Origin of the sequence: Pseudotabrizicola algicola (assembly GCF_010915705.1) — a bacterium.
GTDB lineage: Bacteria > Pseudomonadota > Alphaproteobacteria > Rhodobacterales > Rhodobacteraceae > Pseudotabrizicola > Pseudotabrizicola algicola.
In genome coordinates this window covers 14,774-35,655 of record NZ_JAAIKE010000002.1, presented here as the reverse complement: position 1 = coordinate 35,655, position 20,882 = coordinate 14,774, and the positions used below count along the sequence as shown (strand labels likewise).

The window sequence follows — 20,882 nt, the reverse complement described above, 5'->3', positions numbered from 1 at the left end:
CTGCCAGAGATCAGCCCTGATATTCGGGCAGCGTTTCCAGCTGGTCTTGGGTCATCGACACGCGGAAGTGGTCGACGGTGCCATCGGCATTGCGCACGGTGGTCAGAGCGTCGGAACCAAGCGCCACGCGCTTTTCACCGATCCCGAGGAAGCCGCCGACGTCGACAATCGCGCCTTCGATGGCGCCATTGGCACCGATCGCCACTGCGCTGACTTCACCGATGTCTTCGTCGTTGACGCCAACCACACGCTTACCGATCAGGTCGGTCTCCGTCATGGTGGACAGATCGGCCATTTCGGCGTTGTTGGTCATTGCGCCATCGGTCATGGTGCCGTCTGCAACCACGCCGCCGGTGGTGCCAACGGTGCCGTCAGCCGGAGCAGTGGTCGCCGCGCCATCCGCCGGAGCGGTTGCCGCCATGCCGTCCGTGGCGGGGGCCACAGGTGCGGTGCCATCGGCAGCCATGCCGGTGGTGTTGTTCACGCCGGTGTTGGTGGCGGTGGCTTCGAAGACCATGTTCTCGTCGAATTCCGGAGCGCCTTCCAGCTCGGCCTTGGTGCCGTGGAACACGATGAAATAGTCATCGGGGCTGTTCGAATCCGGCACCATCACCAGATTTGCCATCGACAGGGCCACGGTTTTCTCACCGATCCCGAGGAAGCCGCCGAAATCGACCAGCACTGCCTCTGCGTCACCGCTCAGCGAAATGATGAGGTCGGAGATTTCACCGGCATCGTCCCATTCGGTGTCTGCAACGGCGATGGCATCAACCGACATCGTCGAGGTGTCCTGCTCGGTCACATACACACGCTTGCCGATGAAGTCAGAGGCGCGCACGCCGCGCTCGATGCCTGCCAGATACGGCGAGTTCATCGCCATGTTGCCCTGTGCCATGGTGTCCTGCGTGGTGGCCATGTTGCCATCTGCGGGCATCGGAGCGGTGGCGTCCTGAGCGAATGCGGGCATCGCCAGAGCCATAACCAGTGCGGAAGTTCCAAAAAGCTTTTTCATGGTCGTCTCCTGTTCTTGCGAAGACAGCAGGGGGAGGGCGAAATCTTCCGTCTCACTCTGCCGTCGGTATGAACAACAAACCCCCCGCATCGACTTACGTTCCAAAAATGGGGGTGTTTTTGTTTTCAACCGGAGGCGGAACTTTTTGCCGCAACGCCAGTTTAATACGCGCGAAATTACGCCCGCATCGCAGGGCGCGCAGCCAAGGTTCGGGCCGCCTTTTGCCGTGGCTTGCGTGCAGCCTTCGTGCTGGGATCACAGGCCCGCACCCCCTGCGCTGCGCTGTCGCCTCCAATACCGCCGCCGATGTCGTTTTCGTCTGCCAAAGGTCGGGGGATATTGTCCGCCTTCGTGCCGATCAGGCATTTATGGCACAAACGCCAATCCCGGAGAGCGCCAATGAAAACGCATGTCAAAGCCCTTGTTGTCGGTGGCGGAGCCGTCGGAAACGGGATCGCCTACCATCTGGCAAAGGCGGGGTGGGATACGATGCTGGTGGAGCGTGACGAGCTGACCGCCGGTTCGACATGGCACGCGGCAGGGCTGCTGCCGCTGTTCAACATGAGCTATGCGACCACGCATATCCACAAATACTCGGTCGATTTCTACAAGTCGCTGGAGGCCGAAACCGGCCTGAACGCAGGTTTTGCTGTGGTGGGCAACCTGCGGATGGCGCAGCGGCAAGAGCGGATGGACGAATACATGCTCTATTCCTCGGTGGCCGAAACCGCCGGAGTCTATCATGAATTCCTGACGCCCAAGGAAATGAAGGACCGCTGGCCGCTTCTGCGCACCGAAGACCTTGTCGGCGCGCTGTATCATCCGCAGGACGGTTACATCAATCCGGCCGACGTGACGCAGGCTATGGCCAAGGGCGCGCGCCAGCTGGGTGCGACGATCGAGCGGAAGATTCAGGTTAACGGGTACCGCTGGACGGGCTCGGAATGGATCGTCACCTGCGCGCGGATGGTGGAACAGGGCGGCAATCTTGTTGCCTCGGATGAAACCTTCGAGATTCGTGCCGAGCATGTGGTGACGGCAACGGGCAACCATGCGCAGCGCACCGCGCGTCTCTTGGGCGTGAAGATTCCGGCCATTCCGGTCGAGCACCAGTATATCGTCACCGAACCCGATCCGGCGCTGGTCGCATGGCGCAAGGCCGGCAACCCCGAGCACCCTGTCCTGCGCGACGCCGATGCCAAATGGTATGTGCGCGAAGAGCGTGGCGGCTGGATCCTTGGCCCTTATGAGCGCAACGCACCCGCCCGCTTCCTCTATGACGTGCCGGAATCGTTCCGCGCAGACCTGTTCCCGCTGGATCTGGAACGGATCGAAGGCGAATACATGTCGATGATCCATCGCCTGCCGTCCTCGGAAACCGTCGGCCTCAAGGATGATTTCAACGGCCCGATCTGCTATACGCCCGATGGCAACCCGCTGGTCGGTCCCGTTCCGGGACTGCGCAACATGTGGATCGCCGAAGGCTTCAGCTTTGGCATCACCGCGGCGGGTGGCACGGGCTATTACCTTGCGCAGATGATGACGCAGGGCGAGGCCGAGATCGATATGGCCTCCCTCGACCCGCGCCGTTATGGCCAGTGGATGACGACGGAGTATGCGGCGCGCAAGAACGAGGAATGCTACGAGCATGTCTTCATCCTGCACCACCCCGATGAAGAACGCGAAGCCTGCCGCCCCCTGCGCACGGCACCGGTCTATGACCGGCAGAAGGCGCTTGGCGCGCAGTTCGGGCAGGTGAACGGCTGGGAGCGCCCGATCTATTACGGGCCGAAGGATGCGCCCGAGGATTTTGACCACAACACCCGCAGCTTCCGGCGCGGGGGGTGGTGGCAGTATGCCGTGGAAGAGGCAAAAGCCATCCGCGAGACTGCCGGTCTGATCGACGCGACCGCCTTTACCAAGCATCTGGTCCGTGGTCCGGGTGCAACCAAGTTCCTCGACTGGCTGACCTGCAACAAGCTGCCTGCCGTGGGCCGCATCAACCTGACCTATGCGCTGACCCCCAACGGCACAACGCGCACCGAATACACCATCGTGCGGCTGGCGCAGGATGAGTATTACTGCGTCTCGGCGGGGGCGTGGACAGATTATGACGGCGATTTCCTGCGCAAATGCGCCGAGGACAAGGCGCCGGAGTTCGGCCATATCGACATCCACGACGTGACAACACAATGGGGCGTCTTTGCACTGGCCGGCCCCAACGCCCGCAAGATCCTGCAAGAGATCGTCAAAGACGCGAACCCTGAAACCGTGCTTTCCAACAAGCGTTTCCCGTGGCTGTCGATGCGCAACATCGAGCTTGGCATGGTGCCTGTGCGCGCCATCCGTGTGGCCTATACGGGCGAACTTGGCTGGGAGTTGCACCATCCCATCGAGATGCAGCGTCACCTGTGGGAGCTTTTGCTCAAGGCAGGCGAAAAGCATGGCATGAAACTGGTGGGCGCACGGGCGCAGAACTGGCTGCGTCAGGAAAAATCCTATCGCGCCTTTGGCAATGAACTGGGCCGCGACGCCACCCCGCTCGAGGCCGCGCTGGACCGCTTTGTCGATCTGAGCAAGGATTTTCAGGGCAAAGAGGCGATGCTGGCCACCGGCATCCGGTCCAAATGCTGCACCCTGCTGATCGACGGACCGGCGGATGCCGATCCTTGGGGCAAGGAAGCGATCTTGCTGAACGGCGAGAAGGTCGGGCGGCTGACCTCGGGCGGCTATTCGGTGGCCTTTGGCAAGCAGATCGGCATGGGCTATGTGCGCCCGGAACTGGCCGAGGTCGGCACCAAGCTCAAGGTCAAGATGTTGCGGCAGGAATGGGATGCGGTGGTTGTGGAAGACAGCCCGTTCGATCCGACGAACGCACGCATCCGCATCGACGGGTGAAGCGGTGGCCGGGGCGCATGGCCCCGGCCCTGACCACGCCTGGGGCCTATCGGGTGCGCCGCGCGAGCCACGCGCGCCACTCTGCCGGCGAGCCTGCAAAGACATTCAGATCGCCATCTCCCGGCTTGCCCGGAATTTGTCCGGTTCCGGAATACTGCCAGAAGGTCCAGCGGGTGCCGGGATAGACCTGTGACGGGTGACCTGCCACCGACCGCAGCCAGAATTCGACCCCACGCAAGCGCCAGAGTTCGCGATCCTTGAAGATATCGGGGCTGACGTAGACGATCGGCATCTGCCCGTAATGCCGCGCGACCATGTCGATAAAGGTCTGTGCCTCGGCCAGAAGCTCTGCCTGCGGCGGGCGGCGGGTGCAGGTCGGCGAAAACGGGGTCCATTCCAGATCGAGCACCGGCGGCAAGGCCCCTGTGGCGCGCGGTACCTGCCGGATGTAGTTTTGCGCCTGAGCCCGACCTGTCGCGCAATGATACCAGAAATGATAGGCCCCCGTGGCCACTCCCGCCGCCCGCGCACCATCCCAATGTTGCCGGAACATCGGATCGGTATCATCCGCCCCTTCCGTGGCTTTCACAAAGGTGAAGTTCACCCCGTTTGCCCGCGCCAGGGCCCAATCCACCGGCGGCTGATAGCGCGAGGTGTCGGTGCCATGCACGGCATAGGCCGAGGGAGCGCGCCCGTCCCACGGATGCGGCTTGCGGTCGCCAAAATTGGGAGCAGTGACAACGCCCATCGGCAGGCTGGTCGCAGCAGCGTTTGGCAAGGGGGCACGGCCTTGCGGGGCGGGGCTGCCGCAGGCGGCGAGCCCGAGCATCAGGCAAAGCGGCAAGGCGCGGGAAAGGAGGGGGAAAGGCTTGTCGGTCATGTCCGGACCGTGCCGCAAAACGCTTCCCCTGTCACCCGTTTGCGGCGCTCTTGCCGCAGCCTTTCGGCGGGGCTCCGCCGGTTCAGGCGGGGGCGGCCAGTTCGTCCCAGCAGGCTAGCGCGTGGGCGGCATACATCAGTGCCGGACCGCCGCCCATCTGGATGCACATTTCCAGAACGCCGCCAAGCTCGTCGCGGCTGGCGCCGGCTTTCATCAGCGCCTCGACATGAAAGGTGATGCACGGCTCGCAGCGCTGGGTGATCGCGATGGCAAGCGCGACGTATTCCTTTTCTTTCACCGCAAGCGGCCCGCTGTCCTTTACCGTCTTTGACAAGTCGGCAAAGGCGGCGGTGGTTTGCGGGATCAGTTTGTTCATGCTGCGCAACTCGCTGCGCATCGCGGTGATCTTGCTTCGATAGGTCATGCTGCAGTCCTTTCCGGCCTATGCGCGAGGCATGCCACGCCGCAGAACGGGCGACCTTGATCTGGGTCAAGTTACATTCAGTAGTGTGAATGTTACTCGAGGCGCGCCGGAGACAGGGCTTGCACCAGTGCCGGGGGCAAGTCTGGCCTGCGGCCAAGGATCAGGTCGGCGGCGAGCGTGCTGGCGGCGGGGCAAGACTGAAAGCCTTGGCCTCCCTGTCCTGCCAGCCAGAAGAAGGTTGGCTCCCGCTTGTCGGCCCCGATCACCAGCGAACGGTCGGGGGCAAAGGTGCGCAGACCGGCCCAGCTTGACAACAGACGGGTCACGGGTTCGGTCACCATCGACTCATACCGCGCCAGACCTTCGGCAAGCACCATGTCATCGGCCCATGCGTCATGGGGCTCTGCCGCGTCTTCCTCGGCCGGAGAGACGATCAGCGCACCGGCGTCAGGTTTGGCATACCATGCCTCTCCCGCGCCAAAGATCATCGGCCAGCGGGACGTGTCGTGCCCCGCCGGCGCAGGAATGCGCGCCATCGATCGCCGATAGGGGGTGAACCCCAGCGGCACCACCCCCGCCAGAGCGGCGATCTGATCGACCCATGCTCCGGCGGCATTGACGATGATCCCCGCGCTGACCGGCCCCTGCGCGGTGTTCAGGTGCCAGATTGCCCCGTCGCGGCGGATCGCGCTGACCGCTGCGCGCGTCAGCACTGTGGCCCCCGCCGCTCGTGCTTCGCGGGCGAACCCTTGCAACAACAGGTCAGTGTCAATGTCCCAGGCCTGAGATGACCAGGCGGCCTGCGTGATGCGGTCAAGGTTCAGGATCGGCACCATGGCCTGCGCCTCGGCCAGCGAGATCGGGTCCAGCGCCATTGGCGCAGACTCGCTGGCAAAGGCCGCCTCGTCACCTGCGCCGCCCACCATCATCAGGCCGCGCGGCGACAAGATGCCCGGCGTGGTCTGAAAGAAGGTCTCGGAGGCAAGGGAAAGCTCTACAACCGCCGGACTGCCGTAACGCGGTTCGAACAGCGCGGCGGACCGGCTGGAGGCATGATGCGCAAGGCTGGCCTCGGCTTCGAGCAGGATCACCGAGGCATGGGGGGCAAGGCGCGCTGCCAGTGAAACGCCGGCAATACCGCCCCCGATGATCGCCACATCCGCCTGCATCCTGCATCCCCGCCTTGATTTGCCGTTGCAAGACAAGGATCACGCGGCGGCGTGTTCTGCAAGACAGGCCGCCCTGTTCCAACGCAAAAGGCCCGCGCGTGGCGCGGGCCTTTCGTTTGGCAGATCAGAAGATCACTTCGGGATATCGCCCGAGATGCCTTCGACATAGAAGTTCATGCCCAGCAGATCGCCGTCGGGAGCAACCGCGCCTTCGGCCAGCCAGACAGAGCCGTCCTGCTTGTTGATCGGTCCGGTGAAGGGATGATAGGTGCCCGCCGCAATCGCATCGCGCATCGCTTCGGCCTCGGCCTTCACGTCAGCCGGAACCGCGTCGGTGATCTCGCCGATCTCGACCTCGCCTTCCGGAATACCGGCCCAGCTGTCGACTTGCTCATAGGTGCCATCCAGCAACTGGCCGACGCGTTTGACGTAATAGGGCGCCCAGTTGTCGATGATCGAGGACACGCGCGGGCTTGGCTTGTAATCCGCCATGTCGGACGCCTGACCGAAGCCGATCACGGCGCCATTCGTCTTGGCAGCCTCGGCCAAGGGTGCGGTCGAGTCGGTGTGGCTGGCGATCACGTCGACGCCCTGATCGATCAGCGCCTTTGCCGAGTCGGCCTCTTTCGCCGGATCGAACCATGTGAAGGCCCAGACCACCGACAACTCGACATCGGGGTTCACCTTCTTGGCGTGCAGGTAATAGCTGTTGATGCCCATCACCACCTCGGGGATCGGGAAGGAGCCGATGTAGCCGATCTTGTTGGTCTTGGTCATCTTGCCCGCGATGTGGCCCTGAATCGCGCGGCCTTCGTAGAAGCGCGCGTTATAGGTGGACACATTCGGATGCTCGCGCTTGTAGCCGGTGGCATGCTCGAACTTGATGTCGGGGAACTTGGCCGCGACCGTGTTGGTCGGGTCCATATAGCCGAAAGAGGTGGTGAAGATGATGTTGCAGCCCGAAAGCGCCATCTGGGTCAGCACACGCTCGGCATCCGCACCTTCGGGCACGTTTTCCTGAAACGCGATTTCCACCTTGTCGCCATAGGTTTCCACCAGTTCCAGCGCGCCTTGGTGGTGCTGGTAGGTCCAGCCCAGATCACCGATCGGCCCCACATAGACAAAGCAGGCCTTGACCTTGTCCATCCCCTGCGCACTTGCGCTGCCGCCGAAGGCAAGACCAAGCCCGAGCGCGGCTGTGGCCAGAAGTGTTCTGCGTTTCATAGTCGTCTCCCTGATGAGGGCCGTTGACCAGCCCTGGTTTGATTGAGCCTCAACGCGAGGCGTGAAAATTCTTCCCCAGACTCGCCGGAGCATTCAGACTGGCCTTGCCGCGGCCCGATGACATGATGACCAACACGATGATCGTTATCAGATACGGCGACATCGACAAGTATTCGACCGGAATTCGCGCACCTGCCGCCTGCAAATTAAGCTGAAGCACCGTGATCCCGCCAAAAAGATAGGCGCCGACCAGTGCGCGCCAAGGCCGCCATGAGGCAAAGACGACGATCGCAAGCGCGATCCAGCCCGCGCCGGCGGTGATGCCATCGGTCCATTGCGGCACCCGCACGAGGCTGACATAAGCGCCGCCCAAGCCTGCCATCGCCCCGCCGAACAGGATTGCCAGCACGCGGATCTTGCGCACCTTGTAACCCAAGGCATGGGCGGCATCATGGCTTTCGCCAACCGCCCGCAGGATCAGGCCCATGCGGGTTGCCTTCAGCATCCACCACGTTGCCGCGACCAGGGCGACAGAGGCGTAAACGACCCAGTCATGTCGGAAAAGCACCCGGCCCAGAAACGGAATATCCGCCAGTGGGCCAAAGGGAACGGTGCCGGTCGAGGGCGGGCGGATGCCGACAAAACTCTGCCCGATCAGCGAGGACAGGCCCAACCCGAACAGAGTCAGCGCAAGGCCCGAGGCCACCTGATTGGCCAGCAGAACCTGCGTCAGCAGGGCAAAGATCAGCGACAGCGCCGCGCCGCCCAAGGCCCCGCCCACAAACCCCAGCAGGGCGCTGCCTGTCTGCACGGCCATGATGAAGCCGCAGACCGCCCCCATGATCATCATGCCTTCGACACCAAGGTTCAGCACCCCGGCGCGTTCCACCACCAACTCGCCGATGGCCGCCAGCAGGATCGGCACCGAGGCCACCATCAGCGCGGATATCAGCAGCGCAGGATCAATGCCCCCGATCATCAGATCGCCTCCTTCTTGTAGCCCAGACGAATGCGGTAATTGCTCAGCAGATCGACCGCCAGCAGGAAGAACAGGAGCATCCCCTGAAAGGCCTGAATGGCAGCGGCGGGCAGGCCAAGCATGAATTGCGCAAGCTCGCCGCCGATATAGGTCAGCGCCATCAAGAGCCCCGCCAGAAGAATCCCGATCGGGTTCAGCCGCCCGAGGAAGGCGACGATGATCGCGGTAAAGCCGTAGCCTACGTTGAAATCGATGCTGATGCGGCCGGCAGGGCCTGCCACCTCGAAGAGGCCCGCAAGACCGGCAAGCGCGCCCGAAATGCCCATGCACAGCAGGACAAGACCCGTGGGGTTCACGCCTGCGTATCGCGCGGCGCGCGGCGCCTGACCGGCCAGCTTGATGTGAAAGCCAAGGATATGGCGCTGCAGCAGGACATAGGCCGCGATCACCGCCATCAGCGCCGCGATCACCCCCCAATGCATGCCGGTGCCTGCGATCATTTCGGGATTGGATGCCGCCGGATACTGGCTCAGGTTGCGGCTGCCCGGAAAGCCCCCGCCTTCGGGATTTCGCAGCAGGCCCAGCGACATCGACGACAGGATGTTTTCGGCGATGTAGACCATCAGCAGGCTGACAAGGATTTCATTGGTGTTGAAGCGGGTGCGCAAGATGGCGGGGATCATCGCCCAGACCCAACCGCCGAAGGCGCCTGCCACCACCATCAGGGGAAAGATGAACCACAGATCCGCCGGATAGAACGCCAGCCCCACGCCAGCCCCCAGCAGCGCGCCCATGATGTATTGTCCCTCGGCCCCGATATTCCAGATCCCGGCGCGAAAGCCGAGGGACAGGCCAATCGCGATCAGGATCAGCGGCGCGGCCTTGACCAGCAATTGCGGGCGCGAATAGCTGGCAAATTGCGGATGGAACAGCGGGTCCCAGAAGATCGTGCGAATGGCATCGAAGGGGTTCTTGCCAAGGGCTGCGAACATCAGCCCGCCCGCGATCATGGTCAGCACCACCGCCAGCACGGGGGTAGCCCCTTGCCAGAACCGGCTTGGCGAGGGTCGTTTTTCGAGCCGGATCATGCTTTTGGCCCCTTCATCTGTTCAACACTGGTTACAGGGATGGCGGGGCAACCTTTTGCGTCAATGGCCATGATGCGCCACCTCCATCCCGTGGGCGCCACCCATCATCAGGCCGATTTCATCCACCGTCAGACCGGCCACCGGCCGCGGCGTGGTCAGCCGCCCTTCATTCAGCGCGGCAAAGCTGTCGGCGATCTCGAGCAGCTCGTCCAGATCCTGCGAGATCACCACCACCGCCGCCCCGCCCGCGGCGCGGTCCAGAATGGCCTGCCGGATGCTGGCCGCAGCGGCTGCATCGACCCCCCATGTCGGCTGATTGATGACAATCACCGAAGGGCTCTGGCTCAATTCGCGCCCGACCACGAATTTCTGCAGATTGCCGCCCGACAGGGCGCGCGCGGCGACCTGCGTGCCGGGGGTGCGCACGTCGAAATCGGCGACGATGGCGGCGGCAAAACGCTCGGTCGCGGGCCAGTCGATAAAGCCGTTGCGGGTCAGGTTTTGGCGCACCGCCCCGGACAGCAGCGCATTCTCGACAAGGCTCATGTCGGGCGCTGCCGCATGGCCAAGCCGTTCTTCGGGCGCGGCCACCAGCCCAAGTTTGCGCCGCGTGGTCGGATCGGTGTCGCCGATGCCCGCGCCGTCGATGCGCACGGCATCCCGCGCCGCCTTCACCTCGCCGGACAGGGCCAGAAGCAATTCGTCCTGACCGTTGCCCGCCACGCCCGCGATGCCCAGAACCTCGCCCTTGGCCACGCGGAACGAGACATTCTTGAGTGATGTTCCAAAGGGAATTGGCGAGGCCACCGACAGGTCCGCCACCTCGAGCGCCACGACCCCCTTGTTGCCGCCCGCGCGGGCCGGAGGGGTCAGGGTTGCGCCGACCATCAGTTCGGCCATCTCCCGCGCCGACCGCTCGCGCGGGGTGCAGGTGGCCACCACCTTGCCGCGCCGCAGGATCGTCGCCTCGTCACACAGGGCGCGGATTTCTTCCAGCTTGTGGCTGATATACAAAATCGCCGTGCCTTCTGCCGCCAGCTGGCGCAGCGTCTTGAACAGGATGTCCACCTCTTGCGGGGTGAGCACGCTGGTCGGCTCGTCCATGATGAGCAGCTTGGGGTCCTGCAAAAGACAGCGGATGATCTCGACCCGCTGGCGCTCGCCCGCCGACAGATCGCCCACCATGCGCGCAGGATCGAGCGGAAGCCCATATTCCTGGCTGACCGCGCGGATGCGGCTCGCCAGTTCTTTCATCGGCGGCGGGTTTTCCATGCCCAAGGCGACGTTCTCGGCCACGTTCAGCGCCTCGAACAGGCTGAAGTGCTGGAACACCATCGCCACGCCGCTGGCCCGCGCCGCGCGCGGCTCGACCGGGGCATAGGAGGCGCCGCGCAGGGTCATGCGCCCCTGGTCCGGTTTGACCAGCCCGTAGATCATCTTGACCAGCGTGGATTTGCCCGCGCCGTTCTCGCCCAGCAGCGCGTGGATTTCACCTTGCGAGATCGCGAAAGACACGTCTGAATTGGCAACGACCCCCGGATAGGTCTTTGTCACCCCCTCGACACGTAACAGGTCTGGCCGGGTCATTGGGTGTTCTCCTTCAAGGAAGACTGCGGCATGGGCAAAAGCACGGCTTGCGCAACGCCGATGGCAATGGCCTGCGGGTGCTTGCCGTTGGCGGGGGTGCCGATCGGGCAGTCGATGCGCGCAATCGCGGCGGCGGAGTGGCCAAGCGCTGCCAGACGCGACCGGAACCGCGCCCATTTGGTCGCCGACCCGATCAGCCCCGCGCGGGCAAAACCGTGGGCAAGCAGCCTGTGGCACAGCTCAAGGTCGAGCGTGTGACTGTAGGTCAGCACCAGATGCTCTGCATCCTTGGGCGCGAGGGCCACCAGCCGCGCCGGATCGGCGCAGGGCAGGGCGGTGACGGATGCCGGAACATCCTCGGGAAACCGTTCTGCGGCCACATCGATCCAGGTGATCCGCAGGTCCGGCAGCGGGGCAAGCACCGACACCAGAGCGCGCCCCACATGGCCCGCGCCCCAGACCCAGAGATCACGGGCCACGGGCGCGGCAGGCTCCACGAACCAGCCTTGCACCATCTGCGGCGCCGGCATCGCCCCCTGCGCCCGCGCCCTGTCGAGTATCCGTTTGACCGACAGAGGCATCGCGGTGCCGTCAATGCTGCGCGCGACCACCCCTGCCTCTGGCACGGGCAGGCTGCCCGCATCGAAAACCTCGGTCAGCAAGGTGACGGCCCCCCCGCAGCACTGGCCCAAGGCCGGGCCGAGCGGCACCCGACGCACCGTCCGGCCGCCGCGAGACAGCATGGCCCGCGCCTCGGCTGCCGCCTCGTATTCCAGCGCGCCGCCGCCGATGGTGCCCGATTGCGACGCAGGCCAGACCAGCATGGCCGCCCCCGCCTCGCGCGGGGATGACCCGTCATGCGCGGCGATCACCACGCGCGCGACCCTGCCATGCGCGGCCACCGCTGCCGCCAGAGCGTCCAGATCAAACATGGCCGCGCACCCGGTTTACCGCCGCCAGCACGCGCTCGGCCGTTGCGGGCGCATCCAGCGCGGGATAGCCCGGTCCGCAGGCCGCAATCGCATCTGAAAGGGCATAAAAGGCCGAGATCCCCAGCATGAACGGCGGCTCGCCCACCGCCTTGGACCGGCCCACCGTGTCTTCGCGGTTGGGTTTTCCCCAAAGCGCCACGTTGAACACCGAAGGGCGGTCGGAACAGGCGGGAATCTTGTAGGTGCTGGGGGCATGGGTCGCCAGACGCCCCTTGGCATCCCACACCAGTTCTTCCGTGGTCAGCCAGCCCGCGCCTTGCACATAGGCCCCTTCTATCTGTCCGATGTCGAGCGCGGTGTTCAGGCTGTTGCCGGTGTCATGCAGCAGGTCTGCGCGCAAGATGCGGTTCTCTCCGGTCAGCGTGTCGATGACCACCTCGGTCACAGCCGCGCCATAGGCGAAATAGAGGAAGGGGCGGCCCTTGCCGGCCTTGCGGTCCCATTGCAGCTTTGGCGTGGCATAGAACCCTGTGGAAGACAGGCTGACCCGCGCAAGGTAAGCCCACATCGCCACGCGCGCGAATTCGTAGGCTTCGCCCGCCACCCGCACCAGCCCGTCGGCAAAGCACACGGTCTCCGGCTTTACCTGATGCTTGGCGGCGATGAATTCGGCCATGCGGTCACGGATGATGATACAGGCCGCCTGCGCAGCCATGCCGTTCAGGTCAGAGCCCGAGCTTGCGGCGGTGGCACTGGTATTGGGCACCTTTGCGGTATCGGTCGCGGTGATCTTGACGCGCGCCGGATCGACGCCGAACACCCCGGCGGCCACCTGCGCGACCTTCTGGAACAGGCCTTGCCCCATTTCGGTGCCGCCGTGGTTCAGGTGGATGGAGCCGTCCTGATACACATGCACCAAGGCCCCCGCCTGATTGAGATGGGTCAGCGTGAAGGATATTCCAAACTTCACTGGCGTTAGCGCGATGCCGCGCTTGAGGATCGGGCTGGCTTGGTTCCATTCGGCAATCGCGCGGCGGCGCGCCGCGTAATCGGACGACGCGACCAGCGCCGCCACCAGTTCATGCCCGATGAAATCCTCGACCGGCATGAAATAGGGCGTCGTCTGCGCGGTGGCGGCGCGTGCCGGCACGGTTCCCCGCGGCTGCATGGCCGTGGCGCCGCGCGACGTCAGATCTACCGAGTCATCGGCGGGGGGCGCCTCGGGCGTGATCTGGCCGACGGGGGGGGCAGGGGCCGCCTCGGTGTTCGCCGCGTGGTAGAAGTTCGCGCGCCGCACTTCCAGAGGATCGCGGCCCAAGGCATGGGCGATATGATCCATCACACGTTCGATGCCGACCATTCCCTGCGGCCCGCCGAATCCACGGAAAGCGGTCGCGCTCTGGGTGTGGGTCTTCAGCCGATGGCTTTCGATGCGGATATGCGGCAGGTGATAGCAGTTGTCGGAATGGAGCATCGCGCGGTCTGCCACCGGCAGGGACAGATCTTGCGCCCAGCCGCAGCGGAACAGATGGGTGAACTCCACCCCCGTGATCTGCCCGTTGTCGTCAAAGCCCGCGCGGTAAAGGATGCGCAGATCATGCCGCTTTCCGGTGATCATCATGTCATCGTCGCGGTCATAGCGCATCTTGGCCGGACGCCCCGTGCGGGTGGCGACAACCGCGCAGGCGATGGCGAGCGCGTTGCCCTGGCTTTCCTTACCGCCAAAACCGCCGCCCATACGCCGCACCTCGACCCGCACCGCGCTCATCGGCAGATGCAGGGCATGGGCGACCTTGTGCTGTATCTCGCTGGGATGCTGGGTCGAGGAATGAACCAGAAGCTCTCCCCCTTCCAGCGGCAGACAGGCCGCGACCTGACCTTCGAGATAGAAGTGCTCTTGCCCGCCCACCTCGAGCTGGCCCTCGACCACATGCGCCGCCCCGGTGATGGCGCGGGGGGCGTCGCCCTTCTGCCAGAGGACGGGGCCATCTTCAAAGCGGCTTTGCGCCGCCAGGGCATCGTCCACCGTCAGGAGGGCCGGCAGGGTTTCGTAACCGACCTTGGCCAGACGCGCCGCCTTGCGCGCCGCCAGATGGCTTTCGGCGGCGACAAGAAAGATCGGCATGCCAAGGTAGAACACCTCGCCGGTGGAAAGCAGCGGCTCGTCATGCGCCGAGGGGCTGCAATCGGGCATCTCGTCAAAATCTTCGGGTCCGAAGACCGCGACGACGCCGGGGGCCGCACGCACCGCCGACAGATCAAGCGCGGTGATGCGCCCGTGCGCGATGGTCGAGAGGCCGAAGGCCAGATGCAGCGCGTTGGCGGGCAGGGGAATGTCATCGACATAGCGCGCCTGTCCGGTCACATGCAGCGGTGCCGCGTCATGCGGCAGGGGTTTTCCCATGCTCATGCCCGCACCTCCAGCACCGAAACCTTGGTGCCGTTCAGATCGTGAACATAGCGGTGCAGCATGTTTTGCGCCGTCGCCAGCCGATAGGCCGCGCTGGCCCGCATGTCGGAAAGCGGGGTGAAATCTTCGGCCATCCGCGCCGCCGCCTTTTCCGCCACGTCCAGCGTCAGGGGCTGGCCCAGCAGCGCCGCCTCGACTGCCGCCGCCCGCTTGGGCGTTCCGGCCATGCCGCCGAAGGCGATACGGGCCTCGGTGACCACGCCATCCGCCACGGTCAGGTTGAAGCAGCCGCAGACCGCCGAGATATCCTGATCGAAGCGCTTGGAAAGCTTGTAGCAGCGCAAGGCAGGAGCCTTGGCCGGGATCGTCACCGCCTCGACGAATTCGCCGGGCTGGCGGTCCTGCTTGCGGTATTCGAGGAAGAAATCCTCGAGCGCCATTTCGCGCCGGACATCGCCCCGACGCAGATGCAGGCGCGCGCCAAGCGCGATCAGCGCGGGCGGGCCATCGCCAATCGGCGAGCCATTCGCGATATTGCCGCCGATGGTGGCGGCATTGCGCACCTGTTCGCTGGAATAGCGCCGCAAAAGCTCACCCAGCGAGGGAAAGCGCGGGCCAAGCGCCGCGCGCAGGGCGGCAATGGTGACCCCCGCCCCGATGCGCAACCTGTCTCCCTGATCCTCGATCTGTTGCAGGTCGGTGATGCCGGAGAGGAAGGCCACGGGCGCAAGGTTGCGCAACTGCTTGGTCACCCACAGGCCGACATCGGTTGCTCCGGCAATCAGCGTCCCCTCGGGATTAGCAAGATACCACTGCGCCAGTTCGTCGCTGCTGCGCGGCTGGACGAAACGCGGGGCGGGCTCGGCCTCGCCTCGGGCGGGGGACTGACCCTGCCCGGCGGAGGAACGGATGATATCGCGGTCAGTGGTCATCCACTCTGGCACGGGCGCGGTTTCGGCGGCCTTGGCGGCGCGGATGATCGGCGCATAACCGGTGCAGCGGCACAGGTTGCCGGCAAGCTGGTCGTCATGGTCGCTGGCCCCGTTCAGATGCGCGGTTGCCATCGAGACGATGAACCCCGGCGTGCAAAATCCGCATTGCGAGCCGTGATGGTCGATCATCGCCTGTTGCACCGGATGTGTCTGGCCCTGCGGCCCTGCGATGCCTTCGACCGTGCGCACCGCCTTGCCGTCAAGTTGCGGCAGGAACAGGATGCAGGCGTTCAGGGCGCGGCTGCCGGTGGCGTCCGTGACCATGACGGTGCAGGCCCCGCAATCGCCTTCGTTGCAGCCTTCTTTGGTTCCGGTCAGGCCGCGGGTTTCGCGAAGCCAGTCGAGAAGCGTCCGCGTGGGCGCCTCATCAGACACGCGGATGGGCGCTCCGTTCAGGTGAAACGCAATCTGCGACATATGTTTTCGTCCGCCGCCTTCTCCCCGTTCGAGGGTTTTTGCATGCCCGCCCGATGCGGCGTAAAACGGGCATGCCCCCCTTTGTCCCTGTCAGATCATCAAGCAAGGCGATGTGCCACAAGGCAAGACAAATATCCCTGCCTTAATTTGAAGCACCATCACGATTTGCCGAAGAATGAGGCACCCTTTCCCCGAGCCGGATGCTTCGATAGGCTGCGGATATGTCAAAAGCACCGCGATTCATTCACCTCAGGGTCCATACCGAACATTCCTTGCTGGAAGGGGCGGTTCCGGTCAAGTCCTTGATCAAATTGGCGGTGGCGGCCGAGATGCCCGCCATAGCCGTCACCGATAGCAACAACATGTTTGCCGCGCTCGAGTTTTCGGTGACGGCGCAGGGGGCGGGGGTGCAGCCGATTGTCGGCTGTCAGGTCAGTTTGCTGCATGACGCGGCCCAACCCGGCGAGAAGCCCCGCCCGCCCGCGCCGATTGTGCTGCTGGCACAATCCGAGGCGGGTTACATGAATCTGATGAAGCTCAACTCCTGCCTGTATCTGCGCGGGGACGGGCAGTTGCCGCATGTGACGCTGGATGATCTGGACCGCCATTCGGCAGGGCTGATCTGCCTGACGGGCGGGCCGGACGGGCCCTTGGGGCGTTTCCTGCAAGCGGGGCAGGTGGCCAAGGCGCGGACCATTCTGGAGCGTCTGGCAGCCGCCTTTCCGCAGCGGCTCTACGTCGAATTGCAGCGCCATCCCGGCGAGGGCGGCAAACTGCCGCCGGCCGAGGCGGGGTCCGAGCGGGGCCATATCGAACTGGCTTACGAGATGGGCCTGCCGCTGGTGGCAACCAATGATGTCTATTTCCCCAAGGCCGAGATGTACGAGGCGCATGACGCGCTCATCTGCATTGCCGAAGGGGCCTATGTCGACCAGAGCCAGCCGCGCCGTCGCCTGACGCCGCAGCATTACTTCAAATCCGAATCCGAGATGTGCGCGCTGTTCGCCGATCTGCCCGAGGCGCTGGAGAACACGGTGGAAATCGCCCGCCGTTGTGCCTTTGCCGCCTTCAAGCGCAAGCCGATCCTGCCCAAGTTCGCCGATGACGAGGTGCAGGAACTGCGACGGCAGGCCAATGAGGGCTTGCAGGCCCGGCTGGCGATCATCCCGCATGCGGTCACGCCGGAGGAGTATCAGGCGCGGCTGGATTTCGAGCTCGACATCATCGAAAAGATGGGCTTTCCCGGCTATTTCCTGATCGTGGCCGATTTCATCAAATGGGCCAAGGATCACAACATTCCTGTCGGTCCGGGCCGGGGGTCGGGGGCCGGTTCGCTGGTCGCCTATGCGCTGACGATCACCGATCTGGACCCGCTGCGCTATGCGCTGCTGTTCGAACGCTTCCTGAACCCCGAACGTGTGTCGATGCCCGACTTCGACATCGACTTCTGCATGGACCGCCGCGAAGAGGTGATCCGTTATGTGCAAGAACGGTATGGCCGCGAGAAGGTGGGGCAGATCATCACCTTCGGTGCGCTTTTGTCCAAGGCGGCGGTGCGCGATGTGGGGCGGGTGCTGCAACTGTCTTACGGGCAGGTGGACCGTCTGTCGAAGATGATTCCGGTGGAAGGCGTGAAGCCCGTCAGCATCACCAAGGCACTGGCCGACGAGCCGCGTCTGCGCGAGGCCGCGAAGGAAGAGGTGGTGGGCCGGTTGCTGGAATACGCCCAGCAGATCGAAGGGCTTTACCGCAACGCCTCGACCCATGCTGCCGGGGTGGTGATCGGCGATCGCCCGCTGGATGAACTGGTGCCGCTCTATCAGGACCCGCGGTCCGACATGCCCGCGACGCAGTTCAACATGAAATGGGTGGAAGCGGCGGGGCTGGTGAAATTCGACTTTCTGGGTCTGAAGACCCTGACCGTCATCCAGAACGCGATGGACCTTCTGGCGCTGCGGGGGGTGTCGTTCGACATCAACCTGATTCCGCTCGATGACAAGCCCACCTATGAGCTTTACGCCGCCGCGAAAACCGTCGCGGTGTTTCAGGTCGAATCCAGCGGCATGATGGATGCGCTGCGCCGGATGAAACCCACCTGCATCGAGGACATCGTGGCGCTGGTGGCGCTTTACCGCCCCGGCCCGATGGAGAACATTCCGGTCTACTGCGAGGTGAAGAACGGCCTGCGCGAGATTGAATCGCTGCACCCGACGATTGACCCGATCCTGAAAGAGACCCAAGGCATCATCGTCTATCAGGAACAGGTGATGCAGATCGCGCAGGTCATGGGCGGCTATTCCCTTGGCGGGGCCGACCTGTTGCGCCGCGCGATGGGCAAGAAGATTGCCGAGGAAATGGCCAAGGAACGGCCCAAGTTCATCGAAGGTGCGAAGAAGACCCACGGGATCGACGCCAAGAAAGCAGGCGAGGTGTTCGATCTGCTGGAAAAGTTCGCCAATTACGGGTTCAACAAATCCCATGCCGCCGCCTATGCGGTGGTCAGCTACCAGACGGCCTATCTCAAGGCTAATTACCCGGTGGAGTTCATGGCCGGGGTGATGAACTGCGATATCCACCTGACCGACAAGCTGGCCGTCTACAAGCGCGAGGTGGACAAGCTGGGCATCGGCTTGGTCGCCCCTTGCGTCAACCGCAGCCTTGCCACCTTTACGGTGCGCGATGGCCAACTGATCTATGCGCTGGGCGCGCTCAAGAATGTCGGTGTCGAGGCGATGAAACTGATCGTCGAGGCGCGCCGTGCGGGGGCGGGGGCAGAGCGGCCCTTTGTGTCGCTGTTTGATTTTGCCCGCCGCGTCGATCTGAAGCGCGTCGGCAAGCGGCCCTTGGAAATGCTTGCGCGGTCGGGCGCGTTCGACCAGCTGGATGTCAACCGTGCGCGCGTCTTTGAAGCGCTTGACGCGCTTGTGGCCTATTCCGCCGCGATCCATGATGCGAAGGCCAGCAATCAGGTGTCGCTGTTCGGCGAGTCGGGGGCCGACATTCCCGAACCGCGTCTGCCCTTCCGCGATGACTGGCAGCCGGTGGAACGTCTGGGCCATGAACATCAGGCGGTTGGCTTCTATCTCTCGGGTCATCCGCTGGATGATTACATGGGGCCGCTGCGGCGCAAGGACGTCAAGACGCTGGCCGAGATCACGCAGATGGCGCAGCGCGGGCCTCTGATTGCCAAGCTGGCGGGGTCGGTCGCATCCAAGCAAGAGCGCAAATCCGCCAAGGGCAACCGCTTTGCCTTCGTGCAACTGTCGGACCCGACCGGGCTTTACGAGGTCACGGTGTTTTCCGATGTGCTGGAAGCGGCGCGCGATTTTCTGGAACCGGGGAAGAATGTGGTGCTGACGGTCAAGGTCGACCCCGATGGCGACGGGGTCAAACTGCTGGCCAATGCCGTGCAGCCGATTGACGCCGTGGCCGCCGAAGCTGGCGCGCAAGACCTGCGCATCCACCTGAACCGCGTCGAGGCGGTGCCATCGCTCGCCGCGCTTCTGTCGCGCGTCGAGGGGCGCCACCGCGCGCAGATCACCCTGTGCGTGCCCGATGCGCAAGGGCGCGAGATCGACCTGACGCTGCCGCAGGCCTATCCGATCACGCCGCAGATCAAGGGCGCGATCAAGGCCATGCAGGGCGTGGTGATGGTGGAAGAAGTCTAGGGCGGGCCGTCGGCCCCCCTACCAGTCGATATGGTCTTTGAGATCGGAAACGACCCTTTCCCAAACGCGCAGATTTTCGGCGAACATCGCCTCGTTCATGCCGCCGACCAAGGTGATATCCTGTTCGACGATGGGGTCGCCCTCATCGTCCAGAAACACCTTTCCATAGCGGTTGAGTCTGTTCCAATCGTTGGCGACCGACGGGTCGAGGCCGTTTTCGGTATCGAAGCCCGCCGAAAACTGGATGGAGCGGCAGGCTTTGCCGTCTGTGCAGCCATAGAAAAACACCGAGAAGTTGACGCCCCCCGCCGCCGATCTGATCTGGGGATCGCCACCGGCATCGGTTGTCAGCTCGGCACGGTATCCGAGCCGCCGCATCGCGCCGGCGACCGTTTCGGGCGCGCTTGCGTCGATGAGTGCAGGCGTGCCGCCCCCCGCATCCTGACACAGCGCCGAGAACGGGAACAAAGCTGCAATCAGAGCAAGGGAACTGGCTTTCATCCTATCGTCCTGTGAACAGGCTGCCGCACAACTGGCACAGGCCGTGCCCCGCTGCCGGGCAATGGGCAGGCACCGTGCATGGCGGGACGATGGCCCGATTTGCCGCGCCGATCAAGCGGTTCGACAGGCCTTTGCGCGTTCGGTCGGGGCGGCCTTGCGTCTGGCCGTCCCGCGCCTGTCCTGCGGTCAGCGCAACCCGAACTCTGCCATCGCCTCTGCCAGCCCCGGCGGCAGGGCCTCCTCGGCTTCCCGTCCGGGCAGCAGGTCTGGCGGGGCGTCCTTTGCATCCAGATAGCGCCAGCCCTGAAACGGACGGCGCGGCACCGCTTGGGTGCGCGTCACCTCGGCATCCAGCACGATGGCGCAGCGCGAAATCCCGTCCTCGCCGGTGATCTGGTCCAGACCGACCACTGTTTGACGCGCCAGAATGACGCCCTTTATCACCCAGTAGAGCGAGCCGCCCGCCAAAATCTCGTCCGCGCGCTTGGGCCACATGCGGGTGACATGCACCGCGCATCCCTTTGGCCAGCGGGCGCGCTGACTGCGCTGCCAGTCCAGCAAATCCTCGATGCTTTCGGCACCGACACAGAGTTTGAGCATGTGGACGTGTTCGGACACCGGAACGATTCCTTGGGCTAAGGCGGCACAGCATAGGGCGCTTGCGGGCAACGGCAAGCCGTTGACCCCGACGGTTTGGGGGC

At 64.3% G+C, this 20,882-nt stretch carries 15 protein-coding genes; 2 read left to right on the top strand and 13 right to left on the bottom strand.

Translation table 11 applies throughout. From position 1 onward, the window contains the following. Positions 1-10: 10 nt before the first annotated feature. On the bottom strand, positions 11-1,012 hold the full coding sequence (locus G3572_RS06670; protein ID WP_164610094.1) for a PRC-barrel domain-containing protein: 1,002 nt from the start codon (positions 1,010-1,012) through the stop codon (positions 11-13). Positions 1,013-1,411: 399 nt separating this feature from the next. On the opposite strand from G3572_RS06670, the gene G3572_RS06665 reads away from it, so the two are divergent. Continuing rightward, positions 1,412-3,910 carry a GcvT family protein gene (locus G3572_RS06665; RefSeq protein WP_164610093.1) on the top strand — a complete coding sequence of 833 codons (2,499 nt, stop codon included), beginning with the start codon at positions 1,412-1,414 and terminating at the stop codon, positions 3,908-3,910. Positions 3,911-3,956: 46 nt separating this feature from the next. Here G3572_RS06665 and G3572_RS06660 read toward each other — a convergent pair whose 3' ends face one another. From G3572_RS06660 to xdhA, 10 genes are all read right to left on the bottom strand, one after another. Then, entirely contained in the window at positions 3,957-4,790 is an 834-nt protein-coding gene (locus G3572_RS06660) for a glycoside hydrolase family 25 protein (RefSeq protein WP_164610091.1), read from the bottom strand. 82 nt (positions 4,791-4,872) lie between these two features. After that, entirely contained in the window at positions 4,873-5,214 is a 342-nt protein-coding gene (locus tag G3572_RS06655) for a carboxymuconolactone decarboxylase family protein (RefSeq protein WP_164610089.1), read from the bottom strand. 92 nt (positions 5,215-5,306) lie between these two features. Next, on the bottom strand, positions 5,307-6,383 hold the full coding sequence (locus G3572_RS06650) for an NAD(P)/FAD-dependent oxidoreductase (RefSeq protein ID WP_164610087.1): 1,077 nt from the start codon (positions 6,381-6,383) through the stop codon (positions 5,307-5,309). A gap of 132 nt (positions 6,384-6,515) precedes the next feature. Continuing rightward, the gene (locus G3572_RS06645; protein ID WP_164610085.1) at positions 6,516-7,607 is read right to left on the bottom strand and encodes a BMP family ABC transporter substrate-binding protein; all 1,092 of its coding nucleotides are present in this window, start codon (positions 7,605-7,607) and stop codon (positions 6,516-6,518) included. A gap of 49 nt (positions 7,608-7,656) precedes the next feature. Next, a complete protein-coding gene (locus tag G3572_RS06640) occupies positions 7,657-8,586 on the bottom strand; it encodes an ABC transporter permease (protein WP_435530961.1) in 930 nt (309 codons plus the stop codon). Next, entirely contained in the window at positions 8,586-9,674 is a 1,089-nt protein-coding gene (locus G3572_RS06635) for an ABC transporter permease (protein ID WP_164610083.1), read from the bottom strand. The genes G3572_RS06640 and G3572_RS06635 overlap by 1 nt, the downstream gene beginning before the upstream one ends. 60 nt (positions 9,675-9,734) lie before the next feature. Beyond that, a complete protein-coding gene (locus tag G3572_RS06630) occupies positions 9,735-11,261 on the bottom strand; it encodes an ABC transporter ATP-binding protein (RefSeq protein WP_164610081.1) in 1,527 nt (508 codons plus the stop codon). Beyond that, positions 11,258-12,193, bottom strand: a complete 936-nt coding sequence (xdhC, locus tag G3572_RS06625; RefSeq protein WP_164610079.1) for a xanthine dehydrogenase accessory protein XdhC — start codon at positions 12,191-12,193, stop codon at positions 11,258-11,260. Before xdhC ends, G3572_RS06630 begins: the two co-directional genes overlap by 4 nt. After that, entirely contained in the window at positions 12,186-14,603 is a 2,418-nt protein-coding gene (gene xdhB / locus G3572_RS06620; protein ID WP_164610077.1) for a xanthine dehydrogenase molybdopterin binding subunit, read from the bottom strand. The genes xdhC and xdhB overlap by 8 nt, the downstream gene beginning before the upstream one ends. Then, a complete protein-coding gene (xdhA, locus tag G3572_RS06615) occupies positions 14,600-16,012 on the bottom strand; it encodes a xanthine dehydrogenase small subunit (protein WP_164610075.1) in 1,413 nt (470 codons plus the stop codon). Before xdhA ends, xdhB begins: the two co-directional genes overlap by 4 nt. 221 nt (positions 16,013-16,233) lie before the next feature. On the opposite strand from xdhA, the gene dnaE reads away from it, so the two are divergent. Further along, entirely contained in the window at positions 16,234-19,680 is a 3,447-nt protein-coding gene (dnaE, locus tag G3572_RS06610; protein WP_164610073.1) for a DNA polymerase III subunit alpha, read from the top strand. A gap of 18 nt (positions 19,681-19,698) precedes the next feature. Here the strand turns inward: dnaE and G3572_RS06605 are convergent, their stop codons facing one another. Beyond that, positions 19,699-20,181 carry a YbjN domain-containing protein gene (locus G3572_RS06605; protein WP_164610071.1) on the bottom strand — a complete coding sequence of 161 codons (483 nt, stop codon included), beginning with the start codon at positions 20,179-20,181 and terminating at the stop codon, positions 19,699-19,701. Positions 20,182-20,367: 186 nt separating this feature from the next. Beyond that, a complete protein-coding gene (locus tag G3572_RS06600; RefSeq protein ID WP_164610069.1) occupies positions 20,368-20,799 on the bottom strand; it encodes a DUF1489 family protein in 432 nt (143 codons plus the stop codon). Positions 20,800-20,882: the final 83 nt, after the last annotated feature.

Bases quoted from the DNA above. Each gene is read 5' to 3' on its own strand.
- G3572_RS06670 (WP_164610094.1), bottom strand. From the start codon at position 1,012: ATGAAAAAGCTTTTTGGAACTTCCGCACTGGTTATGGCTCTGGCGATG.
- G3572_RS06665 (WP_164610093.1), top strand. From the start codon at position 1,412: ATGAAAACGCATGTCAAAGCCCTTGTTGTCGGTGGCGGAGCCGTCGGA.
- G3572_RS06660 (WP_164610091.1), bottom strand. From the start codon at position 4,790: ATGACCGACAAGCCTTTCCCCCTCCTTTCCCGCGCCTTGCCGCTTTGC.
- G3572_RS06655 (WP_164610089.1), bottom strand. From the start codon at position 5,214: ATGACCTATCGAAGCAAGATCACCGCGATGCGCAGCGAGTTGCGCAGC.
- G3572_RS06650 (WP_164610087.1), bottom strand. From the start codon at position 6,383: ATGCAGGCGGATGTGGCGATCATCGGGGGCGGTATTGCCGGCGTTTCA.
- G3572_RS06645 (WP_164610085.1), bottom strand. From the start codon at position 7,607: ATGAAACGCAGAACACTTCTGGCCACAGCCGCGCTCGGGCTTGGTCTT.
- G3572_RS06640 (WP_435530961.1), bottom strand. From the start codon at position 8,586: ATGATCGGGGGCATTGATCCTGCGCTGCTGATATCCGCGCTGATGGTG.
- G3572_RS06635 (WP_164610083.1), bottom strand. From the start codon at position 9,674: ATGATCCGGCTCGAAAAACGACCCTCGCCAAGCCGGTTCTGGCAAGGG.
- G3572_RS06630 (WP_164610081.1), bottom strand. From the start codon at position 11,261: ATGACCCGGCCAGACCTGTTACGTGTCGAGGGGGTGACAAAGACCTAT.
- xdhC (WP_164610079.1), bottom strand. From the start codon at position 12,193: ATGTTTGATCTGGACGCTCTGGCGGCAGCGGTGGCCGCGCATGGCAGG.
- xdhB (WP_164610077.1), bottom strand. From the start codon at position 14,603: ATGAGCATGGGAAAACCCCTGCCGCATGACGCGGCACCGCTGCATGTG.
- xdhA (WP_164610075.1), bottom strand. From the start codon at position 16,012: ATGTCGCAGATTGCGTTTCACCTGAACGGAGCGCCCATCCGCGTGTCT.
- dnaE (WP_164610073.1), top strand. From the start codon at position 16,234: ATGTCAAAAGCACCGCGATTCATTCACCTCAGGGTCCATACCGAACAT.
- G3572_RS06605 (WP_164610071.1), bottom strand. From the start codon at position 20,181: ATGAAAGCCAGTTCCCTTGCTCTGATTGCAGCTTTGTTCCCGTTCTCG.